18 protein-coding genes and 1 pseudogene are annotated in these 24,953 nt (G+C 62.4%); 3 read left to right on the top strand and 16 right to left on the bottom strand.

Features of this window, described 5'->3' with window-relative positions; genetic code table 11:
• Positions 1-2: 2 nt before the first annotated feature.
• From U5L98_RS03095 to U5L98_RS03060, 8 genes are all read right to left on the bottom strand, one after another.
• Positions 3-2,825: a BPTD_3080 family restriction endonuclease gene (locus U5L98_RS03095; RefSeq protein WP_322556880.1), complete on the bottom strand. Its 2,823-nt coding sequence runs from the start codon at positions 2,823-2,825 to the stop codon at positions 3-5.
• Between the two features lie 398 nt (positions 2,826-3,223).
• Positions 3,224-4,420, bottom strand: coding sequence for an AAA family ATPase (locus U5L98_RS03090; protein ID WP_322556879.1), 1,197 nt, complete (start codon positions 4,418-4,420; stop codon positions 3,224-3,226).
• Between the two features lie 8 nt (positions 4,421-4,428).
• Complete coding sequence (locus U5L98_RS03085; RefSeq protein ID WP_322556878.1) at positions 4,429-7,770, bottom strand: site-specific DNA-methyltransferase; 3,342 nt, start codon at positions 7,768-7,770, stop codon at positions 4,429-4,431.
• Between the two features lie 627 nt (positions 7,771-8,397).
• Complete coding sequence (locus tag U5L98_RS03080) at positions 8,398-9,201, bottom strand: ABC transporter ATP-binding protein (protein WP_322556877.1); 804 nt, start codon at positions 9,199-9,201, stop codon at positions 8,398-8,400.
• Positions 9,198-10,208, bottom strand: coding sequence for an iron ABC transporter permease (locus U5L98_RS03075; protein WP_322556876.1), 1,011 nt, complete (start codon positions 10,206-10,208; stop codon positions 9,198-9,200). The genes U5L98_RS03080 and U5L98_RS03075 overlap by 4 nt, the downstream gene beginning before the upstream one ends.
• On the bottom strand, positions 10,205-11,173 hold the full coding sequence (locus U5L98_RS03070; RefSeq protein WP_322556875.1) for an iron ABC transporter permease: 969 nt from the start codon (positions 11,171-11,173) through the stop codon (positions 10,205-10,207). Before U5L98_RS03070 ends, U5L98_RS03075 begins: the two co-directional genes overlap by 4 nt.
• A 19-nt stretch (positions 11,174-11,192) precedes the next feature.
• On the bottom strand, positions 11,193-12,083 hold the full coding sequence (locus tag U5L98_RS03065; RefSeq protein ID WP_322556874.1) for an iron-siderophore ABC transporter substrate-binding protein: 891 nt from the start codon (positions 12,081-12,083) through the stop codon (positions 11,193-11,195).
• Between the two features lie 115 nt (positions 12,084-12,198).
• On the bottom strand, positions 12,199-14,469 hold the full coding sequence (locus tag U5L98_RS03060) for a TonB-dependent receptor (protein ID WP_322556873.1): 2,271 nt from the start codon (positions 14,467-14,469) through the stop codon (positions 12,199-12,201).
• 143 nt (positions 14,470-14,612) lie between these two features.
• On the opposite strand from U5L98_RS03060, the pseudogene U5L98_RS18655 reads away from it, so the two are divergent.
• A pseudogene (locus U5L98_RS18655) lies at positions 14,613-14,924 on the top strand (IS1380 family transposase); the annotation flags it as partial.
• Here U5L98_RS18655 and U5L98_RS03050 read toward each other — a convergent pair.
• From U5L98_RS03050 to U5L98_RS03040, 3 genes are all read right to left on the bottom strand, one after another.
• The gene (locus U5L98_RS03050; protein ID WP_322556871.1) at positions 14,924-15,241 is read right to left on the bottom strand and encodes a hypothetical protein; all 318 of its coding nucleotides are present in this window, start codon (positions 15,239-15,241) and stop codon (positions 14,924-14,926) included. The pseudogene U5L98_RS18655 and the gene U5L98_RS03050 overlap by 1 nt on opposite strands.
• A gap of 8 nt (positions 15,242-15,249) precedes the next feature.
• Positions 15,250-15,444 carry a hypothetical protein gene (locus U5L98_RS03045; RefSeq protein ID WP_322556870.1) on the bottom strand — a complete coding sequence of 65 codons (195 nt, stop codon included), beginning with the start codon at positions 15,442-15,444 and terminating at the stop codon, positions 15,250-15,252.
• 339 nt (positions 15,445-15,783) lie between these two features.
• Positions 15,784-16,197 (bottom strand): MarR family winged helix-turn-helix transcriptional regulator, encoded by a 414-nt coding sequence (locus U5L98_RS03040; RefSeq protein WP_322556869.1) that lies wholly within the window; start codon positions 16,195-16,197, stop codon positions 15,784-15,786.
• A 124-nt stretch (positions 16,198-16,321) separates the two neighbouring features.
• On the opposite strand from U5L98_RS03040, the gene U5L98_RS03035 reads away from it, so the two are divergent.
• Positions 16,322-16,888, top strand: coding sequence for a YIP1 family protein (locus U5L98_RS03035; RefSeq protein WP_322556868.1), 567 nt, complete (start codon positions 16,322-16,324; stop codon positions 16,886-16,888).
• A gap of 376 nt (positions 16,889-17,264) precedes the next feature.
• On the opposite strand, the gene U5L98_RS03030 is transcribed toward U5L98_RS03035, so the two are convergent.
• Both U5L98_RS03030 and U5L98_RS03025 read right to left on the bottom strand, forming a co-directional pair.
• Positions 17,265-17,969 (bottom strand): succinate dehydrogenase iron-sulfur subunit, encoded by a 705-nt coding sequence (locus tag U5L98_RS03030; RefSeq protein ID WP_322557063.1) that lies wholly within the window; start codon positions 17,967-17,969, stop codon positions 17,265-17,267.
• 75 nt (positions 17,970-18,044) lie between these two features.
• Positions 18,045-18,392, bottom strand: a complete 348-nt coding sequence (locus U5L98_RS03025) for a hexameric tyrosine-coordinated heme protein (RefSeq protein WP_322556867.1) — start codon at positions 18,390-18,392, stop codon at positions 18,045-18,047.
• 209 nt (positions 18,393-18,601) lie between these two features.
• Between U5L98_RS03025 and U5L98_RS03020 the strand changes: the two genes are divergently transcribed.
• Entirely contained in the window at positions 18,602-19,543 is a 942-nt protein-coding gene (locus U5L98_RS03020) for an IS1595 family transposase (protein ID WP_322556866.1), read from the top strand.
• 15 nt (positions 19,544-19,558) lie between these two features.
• On the opposite strand, the gene U5L98_RS03015 is transcribed toward U5L98_RS03020, so the two are convergent.
• The 3 genes from U5L98_RS03015 to U5L98_RS03005 are packed head-to-tail and all read right to left on the bottom strand — an operon-like array spanning position 19,559 to position 24,665.
• Positions 19,559-22,672, bottom strand: coding sequence for an efflux RND transporter permease subunit (locus U5L98_RS03015; RefSeq protein ID WP_322556865.1), 3,114 nt, complete (start codon positions 22,670-22,672; stop codon positions 19,559-19,561).
• Positions 22,669-24,051, bottom strand: a complete 1,383-nt coding sequence (locus U5L98_RS03010) for an efflux RND transporter periplasmic adaptor subunit (protein ID WP_322556864.1) — start codon at positions 24,049-24,051, stop codon at positions 22,669-22,671. Before U5L98_RS03010 ends, U5L98_RS03015 begins: the two co-directional genes overlap by 4 nt.
• Positions 24,048-24,665 carry a TetR/AcrR family transcriptional regulator gene (locus tag U5L98_RS03005; RefSeq protein ID WP_322556863.1) on the bottom strand — a complete coding sequence of 206 codons (618 nt, stop codon included), beginning with the start codon at positions 24,663-24,665 and terminating at the stop codon, positions 24,048-24,050. The genes U5L98_RS03010 and U5L98_RS03005 overlap by 4 nt, the downstream gene beginning before the upstream one ends.
• Positions 24,666-24,953: the final 288 nt, after the last annotated feature.

Below are 24,953 nucleotides of genomic sequence, written 5' to 3'. Positions count from 1 at the left end.
GATTACGCATGGCGCTCGATGACGTCCCGCGTCTGCGCGGGATCGAACACCGTGGCGAAGGCCCATTGGCCGAAGCCGCCCTGTTCATTGACGGCCTTGACCCAGGCTTCCATGGCGGCGCGCTTCTCGGCATTCTGCTGGCTGTCCTGGCCCTTCACTTCCAGCACCAGGGTCTTGCCGCTGGTCAGGCGGATCAGGTAGTCCGGCACGAAGTTGCGTGACGAGCCGCGCCACAGGTAGCGGATCTTGAAGTCCAGGTGGTCGTTCTTGGCCCAGGCGGCGATATGCGGGTGGCCCTCGCAGATATCGGCGGCCAGTTTCTCCCAGGTGCTGTCGTAGACCACATGGCTGATCTGCGAGCGCTGAGTGGCGGCGCAGGGCTTGGTGGTCAGCCAGGCGCGCATGGTGGCGGTGGAACCAATCGGGCGGTGCTCATCGAAGATCAGCTCCTGGCGCTCGACGTTCTGCTCGGTGACGAAGTGGCTGACGTGCGCGACCACCGTGTCCATGTTCAGGGCGAACAGCAGGCGGCGGCGCACCGGGTCCTGGTGCCACAGGCTGGGGATATCCAGCTTCCGGCTTGCCAGGAACTCCTCCACCAGCCGGATCAGCTGCACGGCCAGGTACTGCTTGTCGCCGCCGAAGGTGGTCGCGTTCTGCAGGTAGAGCTTGCGTGCCGCCCGGAAGATTAGGTTCTGCAGGCGGAAGTCCTCCACCGACTTCTCCAGGTCGATCTCGGTCACCATGCCCAGGTTGGGCGAGCCGGTCAGCGATGGGGCGATATCGGCGTTCAGCGGCGTCTGTCCGGGGTCCAGCTTCAGCGGCTCCACGCCCTGCCAGTCCATGACAAGCTCGGGCTTGAGCACGTTGTCGATCCGGTCGACGTTGGGCCAGCGGATCTCCAGGTGATTCCTGCCCGGCTCCACCTCGATGCGGATGCTGGGCTTGGGCGGCGGCGGCGCCTCGCCGCCTTCGCTGTCGTCCTGGAAGATCGACAGCGGCACGCCGAAGACATTGACGTACTCGGGCAGAAACTTGCCGTCGGCGTCCATGTCGTGGGCCACCCGGCGCAGCCCGCGGCCGATCACCTGCTCGCACAGCAGCTGGCTGGTGAAGGCCCGCAGCCCCATGATGTGGGTCACGTTGGCGGCGTCCCAGCCTTCGGAGAGCATGGCCACCGAGATCACGTTCTGGAGATGCTGCCCCGGCTGGCCGCGCTTGCCGACCGTGTCCACCAGAGCACGCAACTGCTCTTCCTGCTTCATGGCCAGCAGGTCATCGCGCTTGTCGCTGGGCAGACCGGCGGCATTAATGATCGACTCGAGCCGCTTCGCGTATTCCTTGTCCTTGATGACGGTCTCGCCTCGCTCGGCCTTCTCCAGCACCCGGGAATCGACCCGCAGGGTGGCATCCGGGGAACGAGTCCCCTGGATCAGGCAGTCGCCGTTGTTGAAGAAGTGCTCGATGCGGGCGGACGTCTCGGTGCGGTTGCACACGGTCAGCATCACCGGGGGAATGGTATGGCCGCTGTCGCGCCACTGCTGGGCCGTCTCCTGCCAGTCGTAGGCCAGCAGCGCGTAGGCCTTCTGCACCAGGTCCGGCAGTGGCGCATGGAGCTCCGCCCGGCGGTTCAGATCATCGCGCACCTCATCCTCGCGGTAGAGGTGATAGAGCTTGCTGGCGTAGGTCTTGGCGTTGGCCAGGGCGTCGTCACGCACCACCACTCGCGGGGTCTTCACCAGCCCGGCCTCGATGGCATCGTTGAGCCCGAAGTCGGAGACCACCCACTCGAACAGCCCGGCATCGGTGTTGCTCTTGCCGGTGGGGGCGAAGGGGGTAGCGGAAAGGTCGAAGCAGCGGCGTATGCGCCGGGTCTTGTGGAGCCGGTCGAGCCCCTCTATCCAGCGGGTGGCCTCCTCCAGGTCGATGCCCAGGGCCTCGGCTTCTTTCTTGCTTACCTTCATCTCGGCGCGCTGGCGATAGGCGTGGTGGGCCTCGTCGTTGATCACGATGAGGTCCTTGTGGCCCGCCAGTTTGCCCAGCACCCGGCGGGTGAAGGCCTCGTCGCTCTCCTTGCCCTTCTTCACCACCGAGCGCGCCTGCTCCTTGAGCGGCATCAGGGTGTGCCAGTTCTCCACCGCCAGCTCCACGCGGTTGAGCTGTTGACGCATGGATTCGTTGGGGCACAGCCGAAACTCGTCGTAGACGTTCTTCTCGTTGCCGGGGTAGAGCACCTGCAGGCGGCTCTTGACGGTCAGCCCGGGCGTAACCACCAGTACCGCCTTGGAATAGCGGCGATCGTTGGGGTACTGGATGGCGTTCAGCGTCTGCCAGGTGATGATCAGCGCCATCACCGAGGTCTTGCCCGAGCCGGTGGCCATCTTGTTGCAGATACGCTCCCAGGGGCCGCCGTCGCCGGGCAGGAAGATGCCCTGGCGGAAGGACTCCTGAGCCTCCAGCCACCAGATCAGCGTCTCGATGGCCTCGAGCTGGCAGAAGTAGAACGGGTACTGCCGCGGGCCACCTTCCCAGCGTCGGCCGTCGGGGTCCCAATCCCCACGCGCCTGCCAGTGCTCCAGCAGCTGCCGCGTGACGCTGGTCACGCCCGGGTAGCCGGCGGTGCGCCATTCATCGACTCGTTGGCGAATGCGATTCACCAGCTCCAGCGGCTCGCTGCGCCGCGTATTGTTGCGCGTGTCGAAGATCTCGTAGGCCGCAGGGCGCCGACCCTGACGCTGGGTCATCGCCTTGCCGGCGCCGTCCTGCTCCCAGTAGGCGGAAGGGCGCTCATACGGAGAGTTGATGATCAGGGATGTGGCCGTCATTCAGGCGTTCCTTCTACCGTGGTGTACTGCTGCCTTCCAAAGCTGGTTGGCAACTTTCGTACCAAAACATTCGGCCAGCTTAGCCAGAAATATGGTGGAAACTTCGTATGTTGGGGAGCGATCACCAAATAGTGGGGAGCAATCGTCGTATATTGGGGAGCTATATAGCGATAGCGGGTATGAGGGAAGCTTGCATCGCTATGAGGGGAGCTGGCATCACTATGGGGGGAGCTGGCATCACTATGGGGGGAGTTCGCACCGTTATGAGGGGAGCTGGCAGTGATAGCTGAGAGCATCGTATTGATGCCAATCGGATTGACGCTTGACTTGGTCGATAAGGACTTCAACGGCCTGGATGCCAGGTAAACCATGTTGCCGCTCCTTACTGGCAAGCCAGCTCACCGATCCGATGGCGCGTGCGTGCCAGGCTGTCTGAGCGCATAGAGGCTTCTTTCGGGTCCCAACTGCTCGATCCCTTTGGGCCGAGTCCTGGGCAAAACCACCTCGGCTACGCTCAAGCCAGCGTCCAAACCCTGAGCCTCGATCTCATCGACCGCGCGTACAGTCGTTCCTTCCCGGCTGGGTTCGAGCACGGCCACGCCACGCGGATCGATGCCCGGGTTGTCGAGCAGTGCCTGGCTATGGGTGCTGATCAGCACCTGACGCTTGGGTTTACGGCCACGCTGCACACGATCGATCATCGCCGGGGTCTGCTCCACCACAGCCTGATGCAGCGAGAGTTCGGGCTCTTCGAGCAGCAGCAGGCCACCGCCATCCAGTAGCGACCAGAGCATGCCCAGCAGCCGCAGGGTACCGTCGGAGAAGTGTTCCTCGCCCTGCCAACCGGCGTTGGGCCGGTGGTGTTCGTATAGCGCCTGAAGATGCGGATGCCCCATGTCATCTTTCTCGAAACGCAGCTCCTTGAACTGGGGAACGGCCACGCTCAGTGCAGCCTGGATACGTTTCAGGCGCGCATCTCGGGTCTTCTTGGTCGTCTTGGCCAACCGCTCCAGGAAACCTTGGCCAAAGGGGTCATCCTCCAGCCGATGGCCGCCGATCTGCTCGCCATACTTGAGTAACTGCGGCACAAGGTGCAGATAGGTGATATCCGAGAAGGCCTCGACGAGCTCGCGGAAGTCACGGTTGGCCAGGGTCTGCTCCAGATGAGTCTCGGTGAGCAGCATGGGGTCTTCTTGCTCAGCGGCCTGGGGCCGAGACAGGATCTTCTTCCCGCTCCGCCACACTTCTTCAGTGGTGATCAGGCTTCGTTCAGCCCCCTTTCCCTTGAAGCCCAGCACGTACTTCCAAGTGGCAGCGTCGTCTCCGAAGCCATCCGCCAGCGTCACCTCGATGCGTACCTCCGAGTCGGTGCGATGATGCAGGCAGCGTAGCTTGGTGATACTGCCGCGATCCTTGACCGCCTTCTGCAGCCCGCCACCGTCTGGCTTGCAGATATCCCGCAGGAAGCGGAAGACATCCAGCAGGTTGGACTTGCCTGAGGCATTGGGGCCGATGATGTAGGAGACGCGCGCCAGGTCCATCTCGGCCTGGCGGAAGTTGCGCCAGTTCTTCAGTTTCAGGTGTGTGATGACCATGGTGCCCCTTAATCCAGCCGAACGACTTTCAGCGATTCGATGCCGCGGTTATCGACGATCTTCACCGCCAGGCAGCGGTTGTCGCCGGGCGCGAAGGGCAGCGATTTGGTGCCGTGGAACCTGTCCAGCAGCTCTTCGTTGAGCTCGGCGCGGATGTCCTTCTTGAGCTTGTACCAGCCATCCTGCTTGCCGGCCATGGGGAAGAACACCTGGCGCGGGTAGAGCGAGCGGTCATCGTAGTCGGTATCCAGCTCCCACACCGCGATATCTCGCTTGCCACCGGACTTGAGCTCGCCAGTCTTGGTATCGAAGTAGTCGAAGCCGTGCACCTCGACCTGCAGCTTGCCATCCTTCAGCTCGTGGATCTCCACGTCCGGCTGGCCCATCAGCCAGAAGGATTCGTTGCTGCGGCTGTTCTTCTTCAGGTCTTCGGTGAGCAGGTCGGTATTCATCTGCACCCGCAGCGCCTGGATGCCGCGGATGCTGTCGATGTCCTTGGCGGCCTCCGGGTCGAAGGTGAAGGCGCAGAACACCAGCAGCTTGGGCAGCGGGAAGAGGTCGCCGGCCTCGTTCTTGGCGATCTCCACCTGGCGCTGCTCGAGTGCGGCGTACTCGGGGCCGAAGCTGACGGCCACGCGCTCGCCCCACTTCGATGCGCTCTGCGCATCATGTGAAGAGCCGGCCACCGTACCCACGGCATGCAGGTACTTGGCGCCGGGCAGTGTCTCGAGGTCCATCAGCTTGAGGTGCTGGCCGCCCTTGCCGCGGATACCGGCCTTGAGCAGCTCGTCGCGCCACTGGGCATGGCGAGAGGTCGCTCCAGAGCGCGCAACGGCCACGTCGGCCTCCTTGGGCTGCTCGGCCTCGTCCAGGCCCAGCACGGTGGCGAAGGGCACCGCCTCGACAGTGAAGGGGCCGGTGATGCGTAGTTTATCCTTGCTGACCTGGGGCTGATCGTAGAGCACCTCCTGGCCGGCGTGATTGGCGATGCTTTCGTCCATGCGGCGCTGCATCGTCTGACGCGCCGCGTGGAAGGCTTCGAAGCGCGGCTTGGCGGCCTCCGGCCACTCTTCCGGGAAATCGAAGGGGACCTCCCACTCGAGCAGCGCGTTGACCTGGGCGGTCTCATCCGAGGGAAGCGTGACCGTCTTGCTGTCCGGAGCCGAGAAATCGACCTTGTCGCCCTTGCGGCCGCCCTCGGAGACGGTAAAGGTGATGGGTTCGCCCTTGCGCGACTGATCCTGGAGCGATTGGTTGAGCTCGGCCAGGGCACGCTCGATGGCCGGGTGATCGCGTTCGTAGATCTCGTCGATCTCTGGATTGTTGGCGATCGACTTCAGGGTGATATGCGGCACCGTCTTGTAGATGAAGCCGCCGCCCAGGCCCTCCTGGGGATACTTCAGCTCGTAGTAGTCATAGCTGGCGGTCATCAGCCGCTGCTTGGCCAGGGTGACGGCCACCCGGGAGGTATCGCAGGTGACCCAGCGGCGGCCCCACTTCTCGGCCACATAAGCGGTGGTGCCGGAGCCGCAGGTGGGGTCCAGCACCAGATCGCCGGGGTCTGTGGTCATTAAGAGGCAGCGCTCGATGACCTTTTCATTTGTCTGAACCACATAGACTTTATCCGCTCCATAACCCCCGCTGGCAGTATCAATCCAGCTATTGGAATGAGGGAAATATGGGAAGTCTGTGGTAAATCTCCGATAGGAAAGAGTGGTGCCGTAGTACTCACAACGTCCTGCTTTTAAAAGCTTTTCAAGGCCTGCTCCATTCGTCTTCCAGCCACCTTTTCCGGGCGAAAAAACCATACCTTCAAACTGAAATTCTACAAGAGTCGACTCACTGCTAGATGCTGATGTAAGAGGTGACCTTCTGTATATAACTCCTCCCTCAGCAACTGCTTTTTCGGGTTGGCGTGACTCCTGAGATGTTAGCTTTCTATAGCACCCCTTCTGATCTTTAATAAAGTTGTAATTGACCCATCCATAGCCATCTCGTTTCAGGTGTAGCTGATTGAATTTAGCTTGAGATTTTTCCTTTGCGAACCAAACGAGGTAGTCATTAGTGTCGGGGAGAAAGTTGCCAGCCTGACCAGTAGTTTTCCTAAATGAAACTATTGAGATAAAATTTTCTTTCCCCAATATCTCATCCATCAGCTCACGCACATGGTGCAAGTTTTCATCCGAAATCTGCACAAATACCGAACCACTATCACTTAGCAACTCTTTCGCGAGCAGTAGCCGATCACGCAGATAGGTCAGGTAGGAGTGGATGCCCAGCTCCCAGGTATCCCGGAAGGCCTTGATCATCTCCGGTTCCTGGGTCAGGTCCTCGTCCTTGCGGTCCTTCACATCCCGCTTGTGGGTGAACGGCTGGAAGTTGGAGCCGTACTTGATGCCGTAGGGCGGGTCGATGTAGATCATCTGCACCTGCCCGGCCATGCCCTCCTTCTGCAGCATGGAGTTCATCACCAGCAGGGAATCGCCGGCGATCAGGCGGTTGGCCCAGTCGCGCTCGTGCTTGTAGAAGTCGATGGCTTCGCGCAGCGGCAGGTTCTCGAAGGGCGCATGGAAGAGATCGGACTGGAAGGCCGGTGACGACTTGCCCTTGCTGTCACGCAGACGCTTCTGCACCGCGGCCAGGATGGTGGCCGGGTCGATTCGCTCGTGAACGTGCAGCGAGACGGTATCCACCTCGAAGCTGGTGCGCTCGGCCTTGCCGCTCCACTGCAGGTAGGGCGACTGCAGCCGCTTGAGCTCTTCGAGAGCGGCCTTCATCTGCGCTTGGTCACCCGAGGCCAGGGCATCGTCGATCAGTGTTTCTACCTGAGCACGGGTCGCGGAGGAATCGAACTGCAGCTCCGGGTCCAGGTGGGGGTCGTAGGCCCATTCGGTCTTCTCTTCCACGCCGTCGCTGGCGGTATCCACCATGCCCACGTGGGGGTTGTTCTTGCGCTTCTCGTCGTAACGGTAGGAGAGCACCTGGGCATGATCCGCCTTCTTCTGGCGTGGTGCCGAGGGCTTGCTCGGTGCTTTCGGCTTCGCCGGCTCGTTCAGCGGCAGCTCGGCGGGAACCTCCTGCATCTGCAGGGTGAGGTCGGGGGCTGCGGGCTCCGGGGATTCTTCTGCAGGTTGAGGAGAAAGGCGATACACGGAACCACCCCGGCCGCGCCCCTTGCCCAGCAGGCCTTCTGCCACCAGAGCATCCCGTACCCGCTCATAGTCATCCTTGTCGATTTCACCCGCCTGGGCCGAGAGCGCCTTGAGAAGCTTGGTGTTGCCGATGGTGCTGCCGTCGTCGGGTACGAAGGAAAGGATCAGCTCACGAAGCTGGGCATCGGTGTGGCTCATGGGGCGTCCTTGTCGTTCTGGCGGCGATGAATGCGCCTAGCCTGCTGATGATACAGGCCATCATGGTGAAGCGGCAGGAAGGCCGCAAGGCGCGGGGGCAACACGCCTCACCGACCCGCCGAGATGGCTTGGTGCTGCCTTGGCCACTGTTGCAGCGCACATCAAGGCAGAGCACGCACAACGTGCACGTAAGCAGCTTCAGCGGTGGTTTGGCTGAGCCTCAAGACCATCCAGCTCGAACAAGGCTATAAGGAGTAGCCCATGACCCGCTATTTCATCAGTCGCCACTCAGGGGCCAGATAGTGCCTTGCCGGAATGCTCAATCATCGTGGTAACAAGGAGGTGTCCACGTTCCCTATCTCTATCGACCAACGCGAGCCTGTCATGGCCGAACATTGCGTAAGCGCCAGGTGCGCCTGGCTGTCGATGCCAGCGATCTCGAGGCACCGCCCGATGATGGATAGCCCGGCGTGGCTGGTGAGGGTGCGGCGACTGGCACGGAACTTGACGTTGGGTATGGAACTGTCCGGGTGAACGGCGATATCGGCTATATTGCCATACATATCAGTTATTTAGAAGCTTCCTGGGGCCTGGCCTCACGGATTCAGGATAGTGAAAGATCAAAAGTCAGGGTTCGAGATCGGGCCCACTGGAGTATGCAGAATAGGGTAAACACAGAGGTGTTCCCCTGCGCGGGTCTGAAATGACGTCCGACTCGACCCCGAAGACCTGGCGCAGCATCTGCGCCGTCATTACCTGCGCTGGATTGCCATCGGCGGCAATCGATCCTTGATCAAGCACAACCATACGATGCGCGATTCTCGCGGCCTGATTGAGATCGTGTAACACGATGACAATTGTTCGTCCCTCTTCGGCATTCAGCCTCTCGACAAGCTGCATCAGCTCGACCTGATGGGCCATATCCAGAAAGCTGGTTGGCTCGTCAAGCATCAAAACATCGGTATCCTGCGACAGCGCCATGGCAATCCAGGCACGCTGTCTCTGGCCACCCGACAGGGATCCAAGCATGCGGTCTGCGAATGACGTCATCCCGGTGAGTGCCAGCGCACGATCCACCGCAGCGCGATCCTGTGGACCCGAGCCCTGAAAGGCCCGGCGCCAGGGGTGGCGACCATAGCCCGCGAGATCGCGCACGCTGAGCCCCATGGGGGCTTCAGGAGATTGTGGCAGCAAGGCCAACTTTCGGGCGACAGCCCGTGCTGACCATGACCCAATCGGCTTGCCTTCCAACAGCACTTCGCCACTTTGTGGGCGCAGAATGCGCGCCAGGGCCTTAAGCAGAGTTGATTTACCCGATCCGTTCGGCCCGACGAGCGCGGTGATTTCGCCCGGGATGATCGAAAGCGACAGATCGTTGATCACTGTCTCGCTGTCGTAGTGAAAGTGAAGGTGGCGGGCTTCGATCGTCATCCTTTCTGGTCCTTTCCATTCCACATGAGCCAGATGAACCACGGCGCGCCCAGAGCAGAGGCAACGATCCCGGCTGGCAATTCTACCGGCGCAAAGGCAGTCCGGCCGATAAGGTCAGCAGCAACCGTTATCGCTGCCCCGCAAAGTGCTGCCAGCGGCAGCGCCACCACATGTTTCGGCCCAACCATAAGACGCGCCATATGGGGCGCGACAAGGCCGACAAAGCCGATCCCGCCGGAAAACGCCACCCCCGCCCCGGCAAGACCCACCGCTATTGCAGCAACACGCAGCCGGCAGGTATCGACCGCAAGCCCTCTGCCCGCCGCTGTTTCATCACCAAGCGATAACAAGTCAAGCTGCCGGGTCTGCGCCGCCAATGCCAACGCCAATATGGCAAGCCAGGGGGCCAGTGTGGCGCTCGCAGACCAGCCAGCCCCCGATAGGCTGCCGGATAACCAGACCGCTGCCGCACTGTAAAGCTGTTGATCAAGCCCCATGGCGATCACTAACGTTGCCGCACCAATCAGCGCATTCATGCCAATCCCGGCAAGCAGCAGGCGCACGGGTGCAATCACACCGTCCCGCCGCGCAGCGATAGCGGTGATGAACGCCGCGAAGGCGGCTCCCGCGAAAGCGACGGCCGGTCGCCAGTGGGGCTCGACTGCAATGCCATTGGATTGGAGCCAGATGAGACCCGTTACCGCGAGACCCGCCCCGGCGGTCAGCCCCAGAATGCCAGGATCGGCAAGACCATTTCGGGTAATCCCCTGGAGAATCGCCCCCGCGAGCGCCAGCGACGCCCCGGCAAGCGCTGCCAGCACCAGACGCGGCAACCGTATCGACCAGACGATCAGGGACGTGCCCGAATCACCCGTGCCCAAGAGCGCGCTGAACAGCGCAGATGGATCAATGTTCATTGATCCGGTCCCAAGCGATAACGTTGCCAAAGCCAAAAAGACCAGCCCGACGATGACAATAGGCGACGCTGTTTTCATGGCTTTCGTCATAATACCCGCGCGCTGCGTCGCGCAATCCAGATCAACACGGGCGCGCCGATGAGCGCGGTCAGAAGGCTCACCGGCGTTTCGTGGGGCGGGTTGAGCGTCCGGGCAGCAAGATCGGCCGCAACCAGGAGGGTAGCCCCGATAAGGCCGGCCACTGGAATGATCCGGCGATAGTCCTGGCCAACGGTGAAGCGGGCCAGATGGGGAGCGGCCAGCCCGATAAAGCCGACCTGTCCGGCGATGGCGACTGCTGCCCCGGCAAGTAACAGCGTTGCGACTGCGGCAACGGTGCGCGTCAGAATGACTCGCGCACCCAGCGAAGCCGCCACATCCTCCCCTAATGACAGAAGCGACACAGCAGGGCTTGCCAGCAAGGCAATCAGCAGCCCGATCACGATCCAGGGCGCTGCCAGGCCGAGTTCATCCCAGCCAACTCCCTGCACACCGCCGGCTGTGAAAAAAAGCACATCCTGGGCGATTTCGCCAACGATCACCACACCACTGCCTATCGCTCCCAACAACGCTGACACCGCTGCACCGGCCAGCGCCAGCCGCAGCGGTGCTGACGCACCACCCGCTGCCAGCCCCAGCCCGAGTGAAAGCCCCACGCCGATACCTGCGCCCAGGAACGCACTGGCGATCAGCGCAACAAAGGGCGCTCCGGGCGCAACGACCAGTACGCACGCCAGCCCCAAGCCAGCCCCCGCATTCAACCCCATCAATGTGGGACTGGCCAGCGGGTTGCGTGTCACCCCCTGCATCAACGCCCCGGCAACGCCCAGAGCAGCCCCAATCATCAGCGCAGCCAGTGCACGGGGCATGCGCAGATCGCGCAGAATCAGATGATCCGTTTTCTGCGGATCAAAGCCGTTCAGCACTTCCAGAAGCGTTGTTGCGTCGGCGCTACCTGCCCCCTGTACAAGGGACAGGGCACAAATGCCGATCATCGTCACCAGCACCAGTGACACGCGTAGGGGTCCTGACGCATCACGCGGACAATCCGAACACCTTGCCGATATCATCGAGAACTCGCCCAAAGCTGATAGGCCCAACGGACCGATTCCACCACGTCATGTTAACTCGGTGAACCCGCCCGGCCTGCACCGCCGGCAACCGTCGCCACAATTCGGATTGCTCGATTGAACTCATACGCGCCTCGTCTTCGGCCATGAGCAACAGAACATCGGCGTCGATCTGCGGCATGATCTCCATTGAAATGGTAATATTCTTGTTATCTATCGGGGTCAGCGCGTGGGGCTCCAGCCCAAGATCGCGATACATCACTAATCCTGCCCGCCGCTCACCACCGTAAATCCGAATGTCCTTCTGGCGCACCCGCAATAGCAGCACCGTGGGCCGGCGCCCGCGACTGGCAAGGGATTCACGCATGTTCGCGACTCGCCGATCATAGGCGCTGATCGCCTGTTCAGCCTCAGCCCGCCGGCCAAGCCCATCCGACAATGCCGTCATGAATTCACGCCAGTCATCTGCGGGCTCGTTCAGCAGCAACGTTGGCGCTATAGATCCCAGCAAGGAGGCCTCGCTGGCAAACCGAGCAGCCTGACCGACAATGAGATCGGGCCGCATACCAATAACCGCCTCGTAATCAGGCACACTGTGTAATCCGACCGAAGCAATATCGCCCAATGCGTCTGCCAGGTGCGTTGGTGGTGTGCCGTCGGCACGCATCGTCATGGCAACAGGCGGCAGTCCCATCGCAGCAAGCATTTCCGCAAAGAAAGCGTCGAGGGCAACGATACGCTTTTGATTTTCGGAAACGTCCAGATCACGAGGGTCGCGGAGAACTCGGGCATAAGCCCAGGGGGCCACGAGTCCGAGAGCCAATGCCTGAACCAGGGAGCGACGAAGAGTATTCAAAATGAAATCAACCCTAGACTGTCCATAAAAAAATTTCGGGCAAGATTAGGCAGAAATCTTGCCCGAAAGCGGTTTTGATCGCCCACTTCAAACTGTGAGACTGTAATAGCAGCTGTCAATAAGTCCAGGTCAGACGGGCAAACGCCGCCTGATAAGTGGGTTCGCTTGTGCGGGTAGTAGATATGACCGCACCATTGCTATCCAGAATCCGGTCGACACGATCTTCGGTCTCGCTGAGCAGATTGGTGATACTTAACGTCAAGTCCAGGCCATCGGACAGTTTGGTACTACTGGACAGATCCAGCCGCGTACGCGACTCAATCGACTGGTCGAGGAAACCGCCACCGGTGAGCCGCTGAGTCTGATCGACCGACGTGACGTGATTGACCGCAAGGCCCAGGGTCGTGTTCCAGGGCGCAACAAAGTAATCAACACCGATGTTGCCGAACGCGTCCGGTTGATCGAGGAAAGGCCGGGAACCGCCGCTGATTTCATCAACGCTGGAGTCGGTATAGCCCGCGTTGCCCCAGAGAGTGAAACCGTCAAGGCCAATGCCATTAAGTGGTGCACGCGCTGAAAGTTCAATACCCCTAGCTCGGGCATCGCCCACGTTCTGCGGGGTGGCGACAAAGCGATTACCATCCTCTTCAGTAACCTTTTCGATTTTATCCTCAAACATCCGCTCAAAAAGATTGAGCGAAACATGGCCACGATCATTGGCAAAATAATGGTCAACGCCTAGATCCAGACCCCAGATGGATTCTGGATCCTGCCGTGGATTACCCTGAATATCGGGATCAGCGGCTGTGCCGTCTTCTTCATCAATGGACGGTGAAAGGTCACGCAGATCAGGGCGCCGCAGCGTGCGCGCAACGCCAAGTCGCAGATCTGTCTGTGGTGTTGCACTGAATACCGCATTGAGCGAAGGCAGCAGGAAATCGGCATCATTTGCGGTTGAGTCGCCGAAGAAATCCGTCGTTTCGGTTTCCGAGTCTTCAAGGCGCAGGCCGCCAGTGACTCTCAAATCATCACGCACTTCCCACACATCCTCGGCGAAAGCGAAATGAATATCCTCGTCGATTTCGAATATCCGATCTTCGCGCGGAGGACGCGGAGACCCGTTGCGAATCTCGCCGTTTGTTTCGTCATGCCCGCGCAACTCGGCACCAAGGCCGAAGCTCAGTGAATGGTCCTGGGCTTGCATTGTCAGAATCGCCTCCGGGCGAGTCATTTCCAGTTCAATGAGTTCAGTCCGCTGCCGCTCCCGATCTACACTGCCATCAGCGTTAAAGCGTGTCTCGTCGCGTTCGGTGTCGGTCTCTCCCCGTTGCCAGTCGAGATTCAGGCGCAGCCTTGCCGACTGGCTAAGTTCGCGCTCCCAGCCCCCGCGAAAACCATAACTCTCACGCACCCGTTCACGGTTCTCGTTGCTCACCCGTTTAAGCGTCACTTGATCCGCTTCCAGGTCGGTCTCGATATCATCACGAAATTCCGTGGTGCGCAGGTAAAACGGATCAAGCTCGAAACGCCCCAGCTGGTCGGTTTGCAACGCCAGCCGCGGAATCAGATTGACCTGGTCAAAGCGCCGCTCGTTGAGTTCAAGTTTCCCACCATCGGGCGCTCCACCCGCGTCGAACTCAAATTCATCCTTGCTCTCGCTGCGCCGAAAGCGCTGCAAGGAGCCAGCCAGCATGATGTCCAGAGGACCCGCCGTGGTGGCCGTCGCAAAACTCAGCTCACCCTGCTCACCATTGTCCTCCAGATAACCGGCACCGACCGAAAGCTCGGATTGCGGTATCTGCTCGACACCGTTTTTCAGTACGATATTTACCGTGCCTGCCGCGCCCTGGCCCGGCAAGCTGGCCCGCGGCGAGCGAACAACCTCAATCCGTTCTACCAGCCCGGTGGGAATACGGTCGACCTCAAAGCTGCGCCTGGATTCACCATCAATCAGCGGACGGCCGTTAACCAGCACCTGGGTATACTCACCTGGCAGGCCCCGCAAGCGAACTTCACGCGAGCGGTTGGCACCATCAAAAGTGACACCTGGTACGCGCCGCAAAGCATCTCCCAGGGCTTGCTCATTGTATTGCTGTAACTGCTCCGCCGTGATGACTTCGATCGAGTTGGGCGCTGAGGCCTTCAGCTGCGCCGCCCGCTGCGCCGATGTATCCACCTCGCCAAACACGGTAATCGGAGCCAACAACTGGGCCTCTGCGCCTGACTGCGTCGGCGAAGACTGATTCTGAGCCAACGCCAGCTGAGCGGGGCCGGTGATAAGGAATGACAGCGCGACAAGCGTGGAGTGAGAAACAGAGCGCGGAGAAAGGCTAAATTTCATTCTCATGTAAAAACCCTTGGTTTCAAGCCATCGAAAGTTAATCATTCTCGTTTAGATTATGACTCGTACCCGTCTGTGATTGCAATCATGTTCCTGAACTTTCTATCCGTAAGACCGGCACCCAGAAATCTTTATAACTAACTGATATAAATGAGAATATATCCGAGATCGCTGACGTCGACAGCATCGACAGCCAGGCGCACCTGGCGCTTCTCGAACGGCAGCAGGCGGCCTTTGCCGACACCGGCCGCCAACTGGACTATGTCGTCAAATGGAACCCGCGCGGCGCGGCCAAGGCCGATCTGGCCACCTGGTTGGCGGTGGCCGAGGACTACTGGCAGGAAATCCGCCCCGGCAAGCGCCAGGCGCTGTGGACCCAGTCCGACTCGATCCGCGATGACAAGGTCGAATACGTCGTCAAGCGCGTGATGCGCCTGGTGGAGCGCACGGCACAACCCGATGGCCAGTTCCTGCTCGAACCGGAGGTTGAGCTGGAAGACTAGTGGAGCAGCCTGGACGACGCCCCAGAGGCCAGGGCATCGTCGATCAGGGTCTCGACCTGGGCACGGGTCGCGAAGGCATCGAACTGCAGTTCGGGATAGAGGTGTGGGTAGTAGGCCCAAGTGATGGTCTCTTCTACGCCGTCGCTGGCGGTATCCACCATGCCCACGTGGGGGTTGTTCTTGCGCTTCTCGTCATACCGATAGGAGAGCACCTGGGCGTGATCCGCTTTCTTCTGGCGGGGCGCCGAGCGTTTGCTCAGTGCTTTCGGTTTCGCCGGCTCGGTTAGCGGCAACTCGGCGGGGACTTCCTGCATCTGCAGGGTCAGGTCGGGGGTCGTGTCGTCCGCGACAGAGTCTTCGCGCTAGAGGGGAGAATCGGTGAGGTAGACAAAGCCGCCGCGGCCTCGCCCGCTTGGGCGGAGAGCGCTTTAAGCAGCTTGGCGTTGCCGATGGTGCTGCCGTCGTCGGGTACGAAGGAAAGGATCAGCTCACGAAGCTGGGCATCGGTGTGGCTCATGGGGCGTCCTTGTCGTTCTGGCGGCGATGAATGCGCCTAGCCTGCTGATGATACAGGCCATCATGGTTAATCGGCATGAGGGCCGCAAGGCGATCCATGTGCCTTGATCCATTGCTCGATAGAGCTAACGCAATATGAGTTTCTTCTCGACAGCATTCCTCAATGACCGACGTCACCGTTTCGCCGACGTTTCACGTTGTCATTCCGAGGGAAATTCGCGAGTCCTTGGAGACGTGTCTGGGCAGAACGTCCAGATGATGGCCTACCAAGGGCGAATTAGGCTGACCGAAGAGCAGAATCGGAGTGCATTGCCCCAGGTCAGCGGGCCACGTTCATGGTTCAGGAAAGTTCGGGCCAGCCCGGCAGGCTGAACTCCTCCTGCAGATGGCGCAGCTCGGGCTGGTGGAGCTCGGCAATGCGGCGCCCCAGTTCGGCACCACGAGGCAGCAGATGCACCTCAATACGCCGGCCGTCATCTCGGCTCTGGCAGCGTTCCACCAAGCCCAGCTGCTCGCAGCGATCCACCAGCATCACGGTGCCGTGGTGCTTGGCCTGGAGCCGCTCGGCCAGCTCACCCACCGTCGCCCACTCGCGCCCCTCGAACCCCAGCAGGTGCAACAACAACTGGTACTGAAGCGGCGTGAGGTCGTGATCGCGGCAGAAGTCCTCGCTCTGGCGCAGGAAACGGCGCAGCTGGTAGCGAAAATGCGACAGGCGCTGGAAGTCTTGCTTGCTGAGGGCGTCATCGCTCATGAGAGACATCCAAGGGTAGATGGACAGCGGCCCACCGCTTGACAGGCGTCAGGAGGGAGCCTAAAGGTTAATAAACCATATCATAGCATGATACTTATTCACCGCTACCGATGAGGACACCGCCATGAACCCCCTGACCGTGATCCAACTCCCCTTCACCCGCCAGGCGGGTTGGAAGAACCTCCAACAGCGCAAGCCGTCGATTCCTACCCTGGCTTGGTGCTTGGTTCTGCCGATGTCGCTGCTGCCGCCCGTACTGCTCTACTACGCCGGCACGCACTACGGCGATGAGTTCGTTGCCGGCTTCGCCGGCCGGGAGTGGCGCTTCATCACCACCATCCTGTTCCTGGCCGAGCTGCTTACTTTCTTCGTGATGGGCTGGTTGATCCATGCCGTGGTCAATGCCACCCGGGAATTGTCGATCAACTATCAAGACGCCTATCTGCTGGCGGCCCTGGCCCCGCTGCCGCTGTGGTCCTCGGCCATCGTGCTGCTGATCCCCAGCCTGCTGCTCAATGCCATCGCGGTGCTGGTGGCCCTGGGTATCTCCTGCAGCCTGGTCTACCACGGCCTTCAGACGCTGTGCGAACGCAGCGACAACGACGTCAACACCATGTCGGCCTCCTACACCATCATGGCCGCCGGTGTGCTGGCCTGGGGGCTACTGATGGCCATCGTCTGGGCCTATTGAGCGCGTATCCCTGGGTATCCAGCCCGTCCAGTACCCCATCGTCGGCGAGTGCCCAATGGCCGCCACTACCGGATCTAGGTGAAGCGCGAGCCGGAAGGCCGCGCCAGTCGTCACCTGCACGATGCCATGGGCGTCGGTGATTTCCTGGAGCTGCTGCCGGAGGACGCGCGCTGCTACTACGTGGGTCCCCAGGGGGTTCATGAACGGCGTGGACCGAGCGCTGGCCGATCTCGGCGTGCCCGAGGACCGTCGCCACTACGAGCACTTCGGCCCCTCGCGCCCCCTCGATGCGGCCTGAAACCCACTCCACCTACACGCCCACGACGCCCCGGCCATGCCGGGGCGTCGTGTTTTATTTTCCGGGGGGTGCTGGATCTTAGCTACCGTGCGCCAGCAGCATCGCCTTGATATGGCCGATGGCGCGCATGGGATTGAGCCCCTTGGGGCACACCCAGGTGCAGTTGGCGATCTGTCGGCAGCGGAACACGCTGAAGGGGTCGTCGAGCTCGGCCAGCCGTTCGTCAGTGGCGGTATCGCGGCTGTCGATCAGGAAGCGGTAGGCCTGGATCAGGCCGGCCGGGCCGATGTATTTCTCTGGATTCCACCACCAGGAGGGACAGGCCGAGCTGCAGCAGGCGCACATAATGCACTCGTAAAGGCCGTCGAGCTTCTCGCGGTCTTCCGGGCTCTGCCGACGCTCGATGCTGGTGGGCGGTTGGTCGTTGATCAGCCAGGGGCGAATCTTCTCGAACTGGCGGAAGAACAGCGTCTGATCGACGACCAGGTCGCGGATCACCGGCATGCCCGGCAGCGGACGCAGGGTCAGGGTAGCGTCTCTCCCCAGCACCTCCTCCACGGGGGTAATGCAGGCCAGGCCGTTCTTGCCGTTGATGTTCATGCCGTCGGAGCCGCACACCCCTTCCCGGCAGGAGCGCCGATAGGCCAGGGTGGCGTCCTGCTGCTTCAGGTGCTCGAGGACATCGAGCACCATCGCCTTGCGGAAGCACTCCTCGATTTCCAAGCTGTCCATGCGGGGCAGATCGTCACCTTCGGGATGGTAGCGATAGAGTCTTACCTTGATCATGATCGCCCTCCTCCGCGGGCCATACCGCCCGGCGGGCCAGATGCTGCAGGCCTTGCGACCCCGTCATCCGCCTCACTCGCGCCAGTAGTCGTTGGCCGCGGCAACGGTCTGGAAATGCGTGGCAATGACGTGGGACGCCGCAATCAGGCTGTCGGGATCCTCGGCATACTCAGGCCGCAGTGCCTTGCGCACCTCGGCATCCGGCTGGGTCGTCCCCACGCCCTTCTGGGAAAGCGTTACCGCCAGGGCGAAGCCCTCCTGGGGCGTCTCGGTGATCAAGCTCGGCAGCCAGGTATCGCCGGACTCCTTCGCTTCATGGTCATCCGCCATGGCGGCACTGCCCAGCAGCAGCGAGGCAGCAAGTACCAGGACGCCGAAGGCCCTGGCTGACGGGAAAACCACTCGATGTTGCGTCGACATGATGACCTCCTCGGTTACGCTGTTCCGCGGGACTGCCGCACCCGCTCTTAAAAAGTATTAAAAATACTTTTTAAGCTTAGCCAAGAGAGCAGTGGCGTCAAGAAGGGGCCGACAGGCCCCATACCATTTCCTGATTACTCATGTTGATCAGCCACCATTCCGCCAGCCTGTCCTATACTGAGGTTATATCCAGTAGAGGAGATGACGTCATGGCTCGCAACCCGATCCAGTTCCAGCCCGGTCTGTCGTTGCCGGCCTTCTTCGAGCAGTACGGCACCGAAGGACAGTGCCGAGAGGCCCTCTTCCGGTCTCGCTGGCCGCGAGGCTTCGCCTGCCCCGACTGCGGTAACACGACCTACTGCCAACTCTCGCGTGGGCTCTACCAATGCCATCGCTGCCATCATCAGACCTCGCTGACTGCCGGGACGATCTTCCATGGCACGCACCTGCCGCTGACCACCTGGTTCCTGGCGATCTACCTGCTCACCCAGCGCAAGAGCGGCATCTCGGCACTGCAGCTGTCCCGGGAGCTCGGCGTCACCTATAACACAGCCTGGAAGCTCAAACACAAGCTGCTGCAGGTCATGTACGAGCGCAACCAGGGGGAGAGGCTCTCTGGGCGCGTCGAGATCGATGACGCCTACCTGGGCGGTGAACGGCCGGGAAAGCGCGGTCGCGGCGCTGAGCACAAATTCCCGTTTGTGGCAGCCGTGCAAACCGACGAGGAGGGCCATCCGCAGCGTGTTCAGCTTCGCCGCATGAGCGGTTTCACCCTTGCCGAGATACGTCGCTACGCCCAACAGGCCATTGCGCCCGGCAGCCATGTCATCAGCGACGGCCTCGGATGCTTCCGAGCCTTCGATACGCCCACCTATGTTCATGAGTGCCACATCACCGGGGGTGGGCGTGCCAGCGTGGCGAACCCGGAGTTCAACTGGGTCAACACGCTGCTCGGCAACGTCAAGAACGCCATCACGGGCACTTACCATGCCATCCGCGGGCAGCATGCCCCACGCTATCTGGCCGAGTTCGAGTACCGCTTCAATCGACGCTATGACCTCAAGGCCATGATTCCGCGCTTTCTCACGGTGGCGGCGAGAACCCCGCCGATGCCATATCGGTTCCTGAAGATGGCTGAGCCTTATGCGTAATCAGGTACCATTTTGCTACGCCTCGGTCGGCACTTCGCGGGTCCAGCCCCAGTCGTTGAACAGCACGTAAAGCGCCGGGATCACCAGCAGCACCAGCACGGTGATGGTCAGCAACCCGAAGACGACCGACACCACGAGCGGCTTGATGGCGTCTGCCTGGGTGCTGGTCTCCAGCAGCAGGGGCAGCAGGCCGGCAATGGTGGTGGACGAGGTAATCAAGATAGCGCGGAAGCGATCACGGCTGGCCTGGCCGGCGGCCTCGGCGGCCGCCATTCCCGCAGCACGGTTCTCCTTGATGAACTGAACCAGCAGGATGGCGTCATTGACCGCAATACCGGCGAGCCCGGCAGCGCCGATGAGCGAGGGCATGGACAGGTAGTAGCCCATGATCACATGCCCCCAGATGGCGCCGATGAAGGTCAGCGGGATCGCCAGCATGACGATCACCGGCTCCACGTAGCTGCGAAACTGGAAGGACAGGATCACGAAGATACCCACCAGGCCAATCAGCAGGGCACGGCCGATGGAGCTTCCTGTCTCGGCGGAGCTGGCCACCTGCCCCTCGAAGCTGACCGCCACCTCGGGATGGCGCCCCTCGAAGTCTGCCAGCCAGCCGCTACCGACGAGATCGCCGACAATGGCCTGGCCACTGGCCTGACGGGCATCCACGTTGGCCTCCACGGTCACGGTGCGCCGCCCATCGATGCGGGTGATGCGTGCCCACTCGCGGCGTTCGGTGACGTCCGTCACAACCGAGAGCGGCACCCGGCTGCCATCGGGGAGCATCAGGGTCTGGTCGGCCAGGTCATCGAGACCGTCGCGGTCGGCTTCGGCCTGGCGCACCAGCACCTCGATCTCCTGCTCGCCGATGCGCTGGGTGTCGGCGATCTCGCCAAGCAGGCCGGCGCGCAGCTGGCTGGCCACCTCCTCGGCGGTGAGCCCCAGGCCGTGGGCGCCCGAGGCCAGGGAGTAGGCGCGCTGGGGCTTGCCCAGGCGCTGGTCGTCCATGACATTGTAGACCGCCGAGTAGCCCTCGAGGCGCTCGGCCAGCTCGAGCGCCGCCGCCTTCATGGCCTCGAGGTTTTCGCCGGTCAAGCGCACCTCTACCGGCACCCCGGCGGGGCCAAAGCCCGGCTCCTGGACGATTAGACGCTGCACCCCCGCGATCTCGCCGATCGCCTTTCGCCACTCGGCGGTCAACGCATCCAGAGTCAGGGTGCGCCGCTCGGCGGTGAGCAGGTCGACGCTGACCGTGGCCACATGGGGGCCCGCCTCCCGGGCGCTCAGATTGTGGTTGAAGCGCACCTGAATCGCCTCGACCAGTGCCGCGCCCTCAGGTTGCTCGGGAGAGTAACGGGCATCGAGCTCATGCATCGCCGTCTCGACCCGCTCGGCCACTTCCTCGGTGCGCTCGAGCGGCGTGCCTTGGGGCATCAGGATGCGCGCCTCCAGCACGTCCCCATCGATGTCAGGCATCGCCTCGCTGCCGACGTGGCCTCCGGCCATAAAGCCAACAGACGCTAATAGCACGGTAAACACGAGCCCCAATACCGCATGACGGAAACGGATCGCTCGGTCGGCCAGCCGCCCAACCCCCTCGCGGAAGCGCGCGAAGCCGTGGTCAAAGGCGGTACGAAAGCGTGAATCATGGCCCTGCTGCAGGCGTTTTACGCTGCCCTTGAGACTTCCCTTGAGATGGTGGGGCAGAATCCAGAATGCCTCGATGAGACTCGCCGCCAGGGCGGCGATCAGCACGATCGGCAGCACCTCCAGCACGGCGCCCATTTCACCGGCGAGAAATGAAAGCGGTACAAACACCGCCACTGTGGTCAGAAACGATGACATCACCCCCGGCAGTACCTGGCCAGCGCCCGCCACCACCGCCTCCAGGGGGGTAGCCCCCTCGTCCGCATGAGCGACGATGTTGTCAACGATGACAACGGCGTCATCCATGACGATGCCGATCGCCATCAGCAGGGCCACCAGGGTAATCATGTTCAGGGAGAGCCCTGACACTGCCATGACGATGACAGCACCCATGAAGGCGGCAGGTAGCCCCAATACTGCCCACAGCGCCAGCCGCGGCCGGAAGAACAGGCTCATCATCAGTGCTACCAGCGCTAGCCCCATTATGCCGTTGGTAACCAGCATCTGCAGGCGGTCGCGGACGATGCTGGTCATGTCCTGGGTCAGGGTCAACGTGATGCCATTATCGAAGCGGCGTCGCTCGGCCTCGATCAGCCCCTCGAGGCGCTCTTTCACCGCCAGGGCATCGTCACGAAGGCTCTTGCTCACCTCCAGCACCAGCGCCGGTTCGCCGTTGAAGCGAAGCTTCTCCTCCTCGCGCTCACCGGTCTCGGTCAGGCTGGCGATGTCACCCAGGGTCAGCTCGCCGCCGGCCGGATCGGACATCACCACCAGGCGCTCCAGTTCGGCAAGCGAGCGGCGCTGGTCGGTAAAGCGCAGCAAGATATCGCGCTCAGGGGTTTCCAGGGTGCCCAAGGGCAGGTCCAGGCTCTGGGCTGAGATCCGCCGTGCCAGGTCGCGGGCCGAGAGGCCGTGCTGGCCGAGCACCTCGCCGGGTACCTCCACCTGCCACTGGCGCTGGGACATGCCGTGGATGCCCACGTCCGCCACGCCGGGCAGCGCCATGAGGCGCTCATCCAGGCGCAAGGCGTACTCCTCGAGTTGGCGCATCGGCATGTCGGCAGAGACTGCCACCGCCGCCACCATATCGCTGCGATGCAGCTCGCGCACCACCGGCGGGTCGGCCCGCGCCGGCAGCTCGGTGATGGCAGCGACCTCGGTGTCGACCTCGCTGAGAAAGCGTAGGGAGTCTCCGCCGGCCTGCATGGTGGCGGTCGCGCTGGCCAGATTGTCCTGGGCCACACAGACGAACTCGTCGAGAAACTCGACCCCGGCTACCGCCTCATGCAGGCGGCGGCACACTGCGTCCTCCACATCGGCGGCACTGGCCCCGCGGTAGACCACCTCGACGCTCACCTCCACCGGGCGGTAGTCGGGAAAGGTCTCGCGCTTGAGCGAGGGGGCAGTGAAAAGCCCGGCGGCCAGCAATAGCACCAGCAGCAGGTTGGCGGCGGTAGGATGGGCGGCAAACCAGCGGATCATGGCTGCACTTCCCTGTGCCCTTCGCCCAGCGCCTGCTCAGCGATGCGCGCCTCCAGGGCCTCGTCGCGACGTGGCGCCAGCGCCATCCCGGCGATCGCCGCGGGGAGGTCATCGACCACGACCCGCTCGCCGGCCTCGAGTCCACCCGCAATGACCGCAAGGTTACCCTGGGTGAAAGCTACCTCCACCTCGCGACGTTCGAGGCGTGCCTCGGCATCCGCCAGCCACACTTCCCCTTGATGTACCGCACTGGCCGGTATCACCAGCTTAGGCTCAGGGGTGGGCGCGCTAAGTCGCGTGCGCACATACATGTCGCGCTGCAGCGGAGGATGATCCGGCGGCCGGGCATCACGGTAGGGGTGATCGACCCGCACCACGGCACGTATCGTGCGGGTGGTCGGGTCCAGGCCGCTGGCCACGCGCACCAGCTCCCCCGACCACCCCACGCCCTCGGCGCCGGCCAGGAAGAGCTCGGCATTGATGGCCGAGAAATCGATTCGCTCGCTCAGGTCCAGGGCCCCGGGCGGAATCTCGACGGGCGCCACGCTGCCCAATAGACGGCGCATCATGGCGATGGGAATATGGGCCTCCACCTCGGCGGCGGCCAGGCTCTCGGCCTGGAACAGCCGCTGCCCGCTGCCGACGTACTGGTGCATTTCCACGTCCACCTCGGCCAGGCGCAGGTCGTAGGGCGCCTCGAAGCGGGTGTCGTCGAGATCCTGCCGGGCCTGAGCCAGGCGCACGGCAGCGCGCTCGCGCTGGGCCTCGAGCACCTCGCGGCGCGCCGGCATCAGCGCCAGGCTGTTCTCCAGCGAGGCCACTGCTTGGCGCTGCCCCAGGGTGCTGCGCCGCTGCTCGTCGCGTCGCGAGCTGGAGACCGAACCGCTGGCCGCCAGGCGCTCGATGCGTGACAGCTCCTGCTCGGCAAGGGCAAGCGCCTCCTTCTCCAGCGCCAGCAGACGACCGGTGTTCTCTTCCTCGGCGGCCAGCTGGGCCAGCTCACCGGCCAGGCTGGCCAGCTCCGCCTCGGCCTCGGCGATGGCCAGCTCATAGCGGCTGGGATCCAGCGCCACCAGCAGGGTGCCCTCGGGCAGCAGGGTGCCGCTCTCCAGTTCCGGGTGTCGCTCCACCACCCGGCCTGGCACGTTGGCCGTCGCCTGCCAGGTCTCGGCGGGTCGCGCTACGCCGTGGCCGCGAGCCTCCAGGCGGACGTCCAGGGACCGGACTTCGATGGTCCTGACCGGAGTGGCGGAGGCGGCCGCCTCCTGGCGCTCGGGGGCCTGGCGATTGGCCACAAAGAGGACCAGCAGGGCAACTCCTGCGGCTATCCCGATCAGTACCGCCAGTACGCGCCCCAGCCGCCGTATCGAAGGCCTCATGCGTCACCTCCCGCATCCGCGCGAATGCCGTATCGGTAGAGATCGAACGCCGCCGGCGCCCGGTCGACGATGCCTGCCACGTCGTCGGCGATCAGCGACTGCAGCACCAGTCCCTGGACGCAGCCAATGAAATGGGTCGCTGCTGCGTCCAGGTCTAGCCCTTGGCGCAGCTGGCCCTGACATTGGGCCTGTTCGAGCAGATCCAGCAGTCGCTGCCGATAGCGCGCCATCAGGCCTTTCACCATGCGACGAGCGGCGGTGGGTTGCGGATGCTGCAGCTGGCCCATCAACAGCCGCGGCACGCCGGGATGCTCGGCGATGAACGCGACATGGGCCAGGAACATCGCCTCCAGAGCGGCCAGGGGATCCTCGACGCCCTCGGCGGCGGCAGAGACCCTCGCCATCACCCGCTCGGCAACCCAAGCCACCACCGCCTCCCAGATGGCCTCCTTGCTGGGAAAGTGGCGAAACAGCGCGCCCTGGGTGACGCCCATGCGCTGGGCAATGCGTCCGGTAGTGAGGGTGGCGGGCTCCTCCCTGCCACACAGCTCGATGACGGCTTCCACGGTACGCTCGCGGCGCGCCTCGGCGCTGAGGTGCTGACGTTGCGACATTCTCGAACCTCAAAAGATAGTAATCAGTTACTATCTAGCAGGTTCACTGGACCTCCGCCAGTAAAGACCTGCTGGCGGATGACCTCGATCAATAGGCAACGAACGAGGCGAAACCCGCGTTCCATGTGACTTCATGCTTGCCCGGCTCGCACGACCGTCAAGGCGCCCGACCACGATCTCCCTCACCCGGATCCGCTTCACGCATCGCCAGAGTGGCATCCTCCTTCGATGCGCCATGTAGTGAAACCCTCCAACGGGGTTAAGCATTGGTGCCGGACTGACCTGTAT

Source organism: Halomonas sp., assembly GCF_034520545.1.
In the GTDB taxonomy this organism is placed as follows: Bacteria; Pseudomonadota; Gammaproteobacteria; order Pseudomonadales; family Halomonadaceae; genus Halomonas.
This window is presented reverse-complemented; position numbering and strand designations above follow the sequence as displayed.

Coding starts and splice junctions, on each gene's coding strand:
- U5L98_RS03040 (WP_322556869.1), bottom strand. CDS start 16,197: ATGAGCGATGACGCCCTCAGCAAGCAAGACTTCCAGCGCCTGTCGCAT.
- U5L98_RS03010 (WP_322556864.1), bottom strand. CDS start 24,051: ATGAGGCCTTCGATACGGCGGCTGGGGCGCGTACTGGCGGTACTGATC.
- U5L98_RS03085 (WP_322556878.1), bottom strand. CDS start 7,770: ATGAGCCACACCGATGCCCAGCTTCGTGAGCTGATCCTTTCCTTCGTA.
- U5L98_RS03025 (WP_322556867.1), bottom strand. CDS start 18,392: ATGTCGACGCAACATCGAGTGGTTTTCCCGTCAGCCAGGGCCTTCGGC.
- U5L98_RS03035 (WP_322556868.1), top strand. CDS start 16,322: ATGAACCCCCTGACCGTGATCCAACTCCCCTTCACCCGCCAGGCGGGT.
- U5L98_RS03020 (WP_322556866.1), top strand. CDS start 18,602: ATGGCTCGCAACCCGATCCAGTTCCAGCCCGGTCTGTCGTTGCCGGCC.
- U5L98_RS03015 (WP_322556865.1), bottom strand. CDS start 22,672: ATGATCCGCTGGTTTGCCGCCCATCCTACCGCCGCCAACCTGCTGCTG.
- U5L98_RS03080 (WP_322556877.1), bottom strand. CDS start 9,201: ATGACGATCGAAGCCCGCCACCTTCACTTTCACTACGACAGCGAGACA.
- U5L98_RS03060 (WP_322556873.1), bottom strand. CDS start 14,469: ATGATTAACTTTCGATGGCTTGAAACCAAGGGTTTTTACATGAGAATG.
- U5L98_RS03050 (WP_322556871.1), bottom strand. CDS start 15,241: ATGCAGGAAGTCCCCGCCGAGTTGCCGCTAACCGAGCCGGCGAAACCG.
- U5L98_RS03045 (WP_322556870.1), bottom strand. CDS start 15,444: ATGAGCCACACCGATGCCCAGCTTCGTGAGCTGATCCTTTCCTTCGTA.
- U5L98_RS03095 (WP_322556880.1), bottom strand. CDS start 2,825: ATGACGGCCACATCCCTGATCATCAACTCTCCGTATGAGCGCCCTTCC.
- U5L98_RS03090 (WP_322556879.1), bottom strand. CDS start 4,420: ATGGTCATCACACACCTGAAACTGAAGAACTGGCGCAACTTCCGCCAG.
- U5L98_RS03075 (WP_322556876.1), bottom strand. CDS start 10,208: ATGACGAAAGCCATGAAAACAGCGTCGCCTATTGTCATCGTCGGGCTG.
- U5L98_RS03005 (WP_322556863.1), bottom strand. CDS start 24,665: ATGTCGCAACGTCAGCACCTCAGCGCCGAGGCGCGCCGCGAGCGTACC.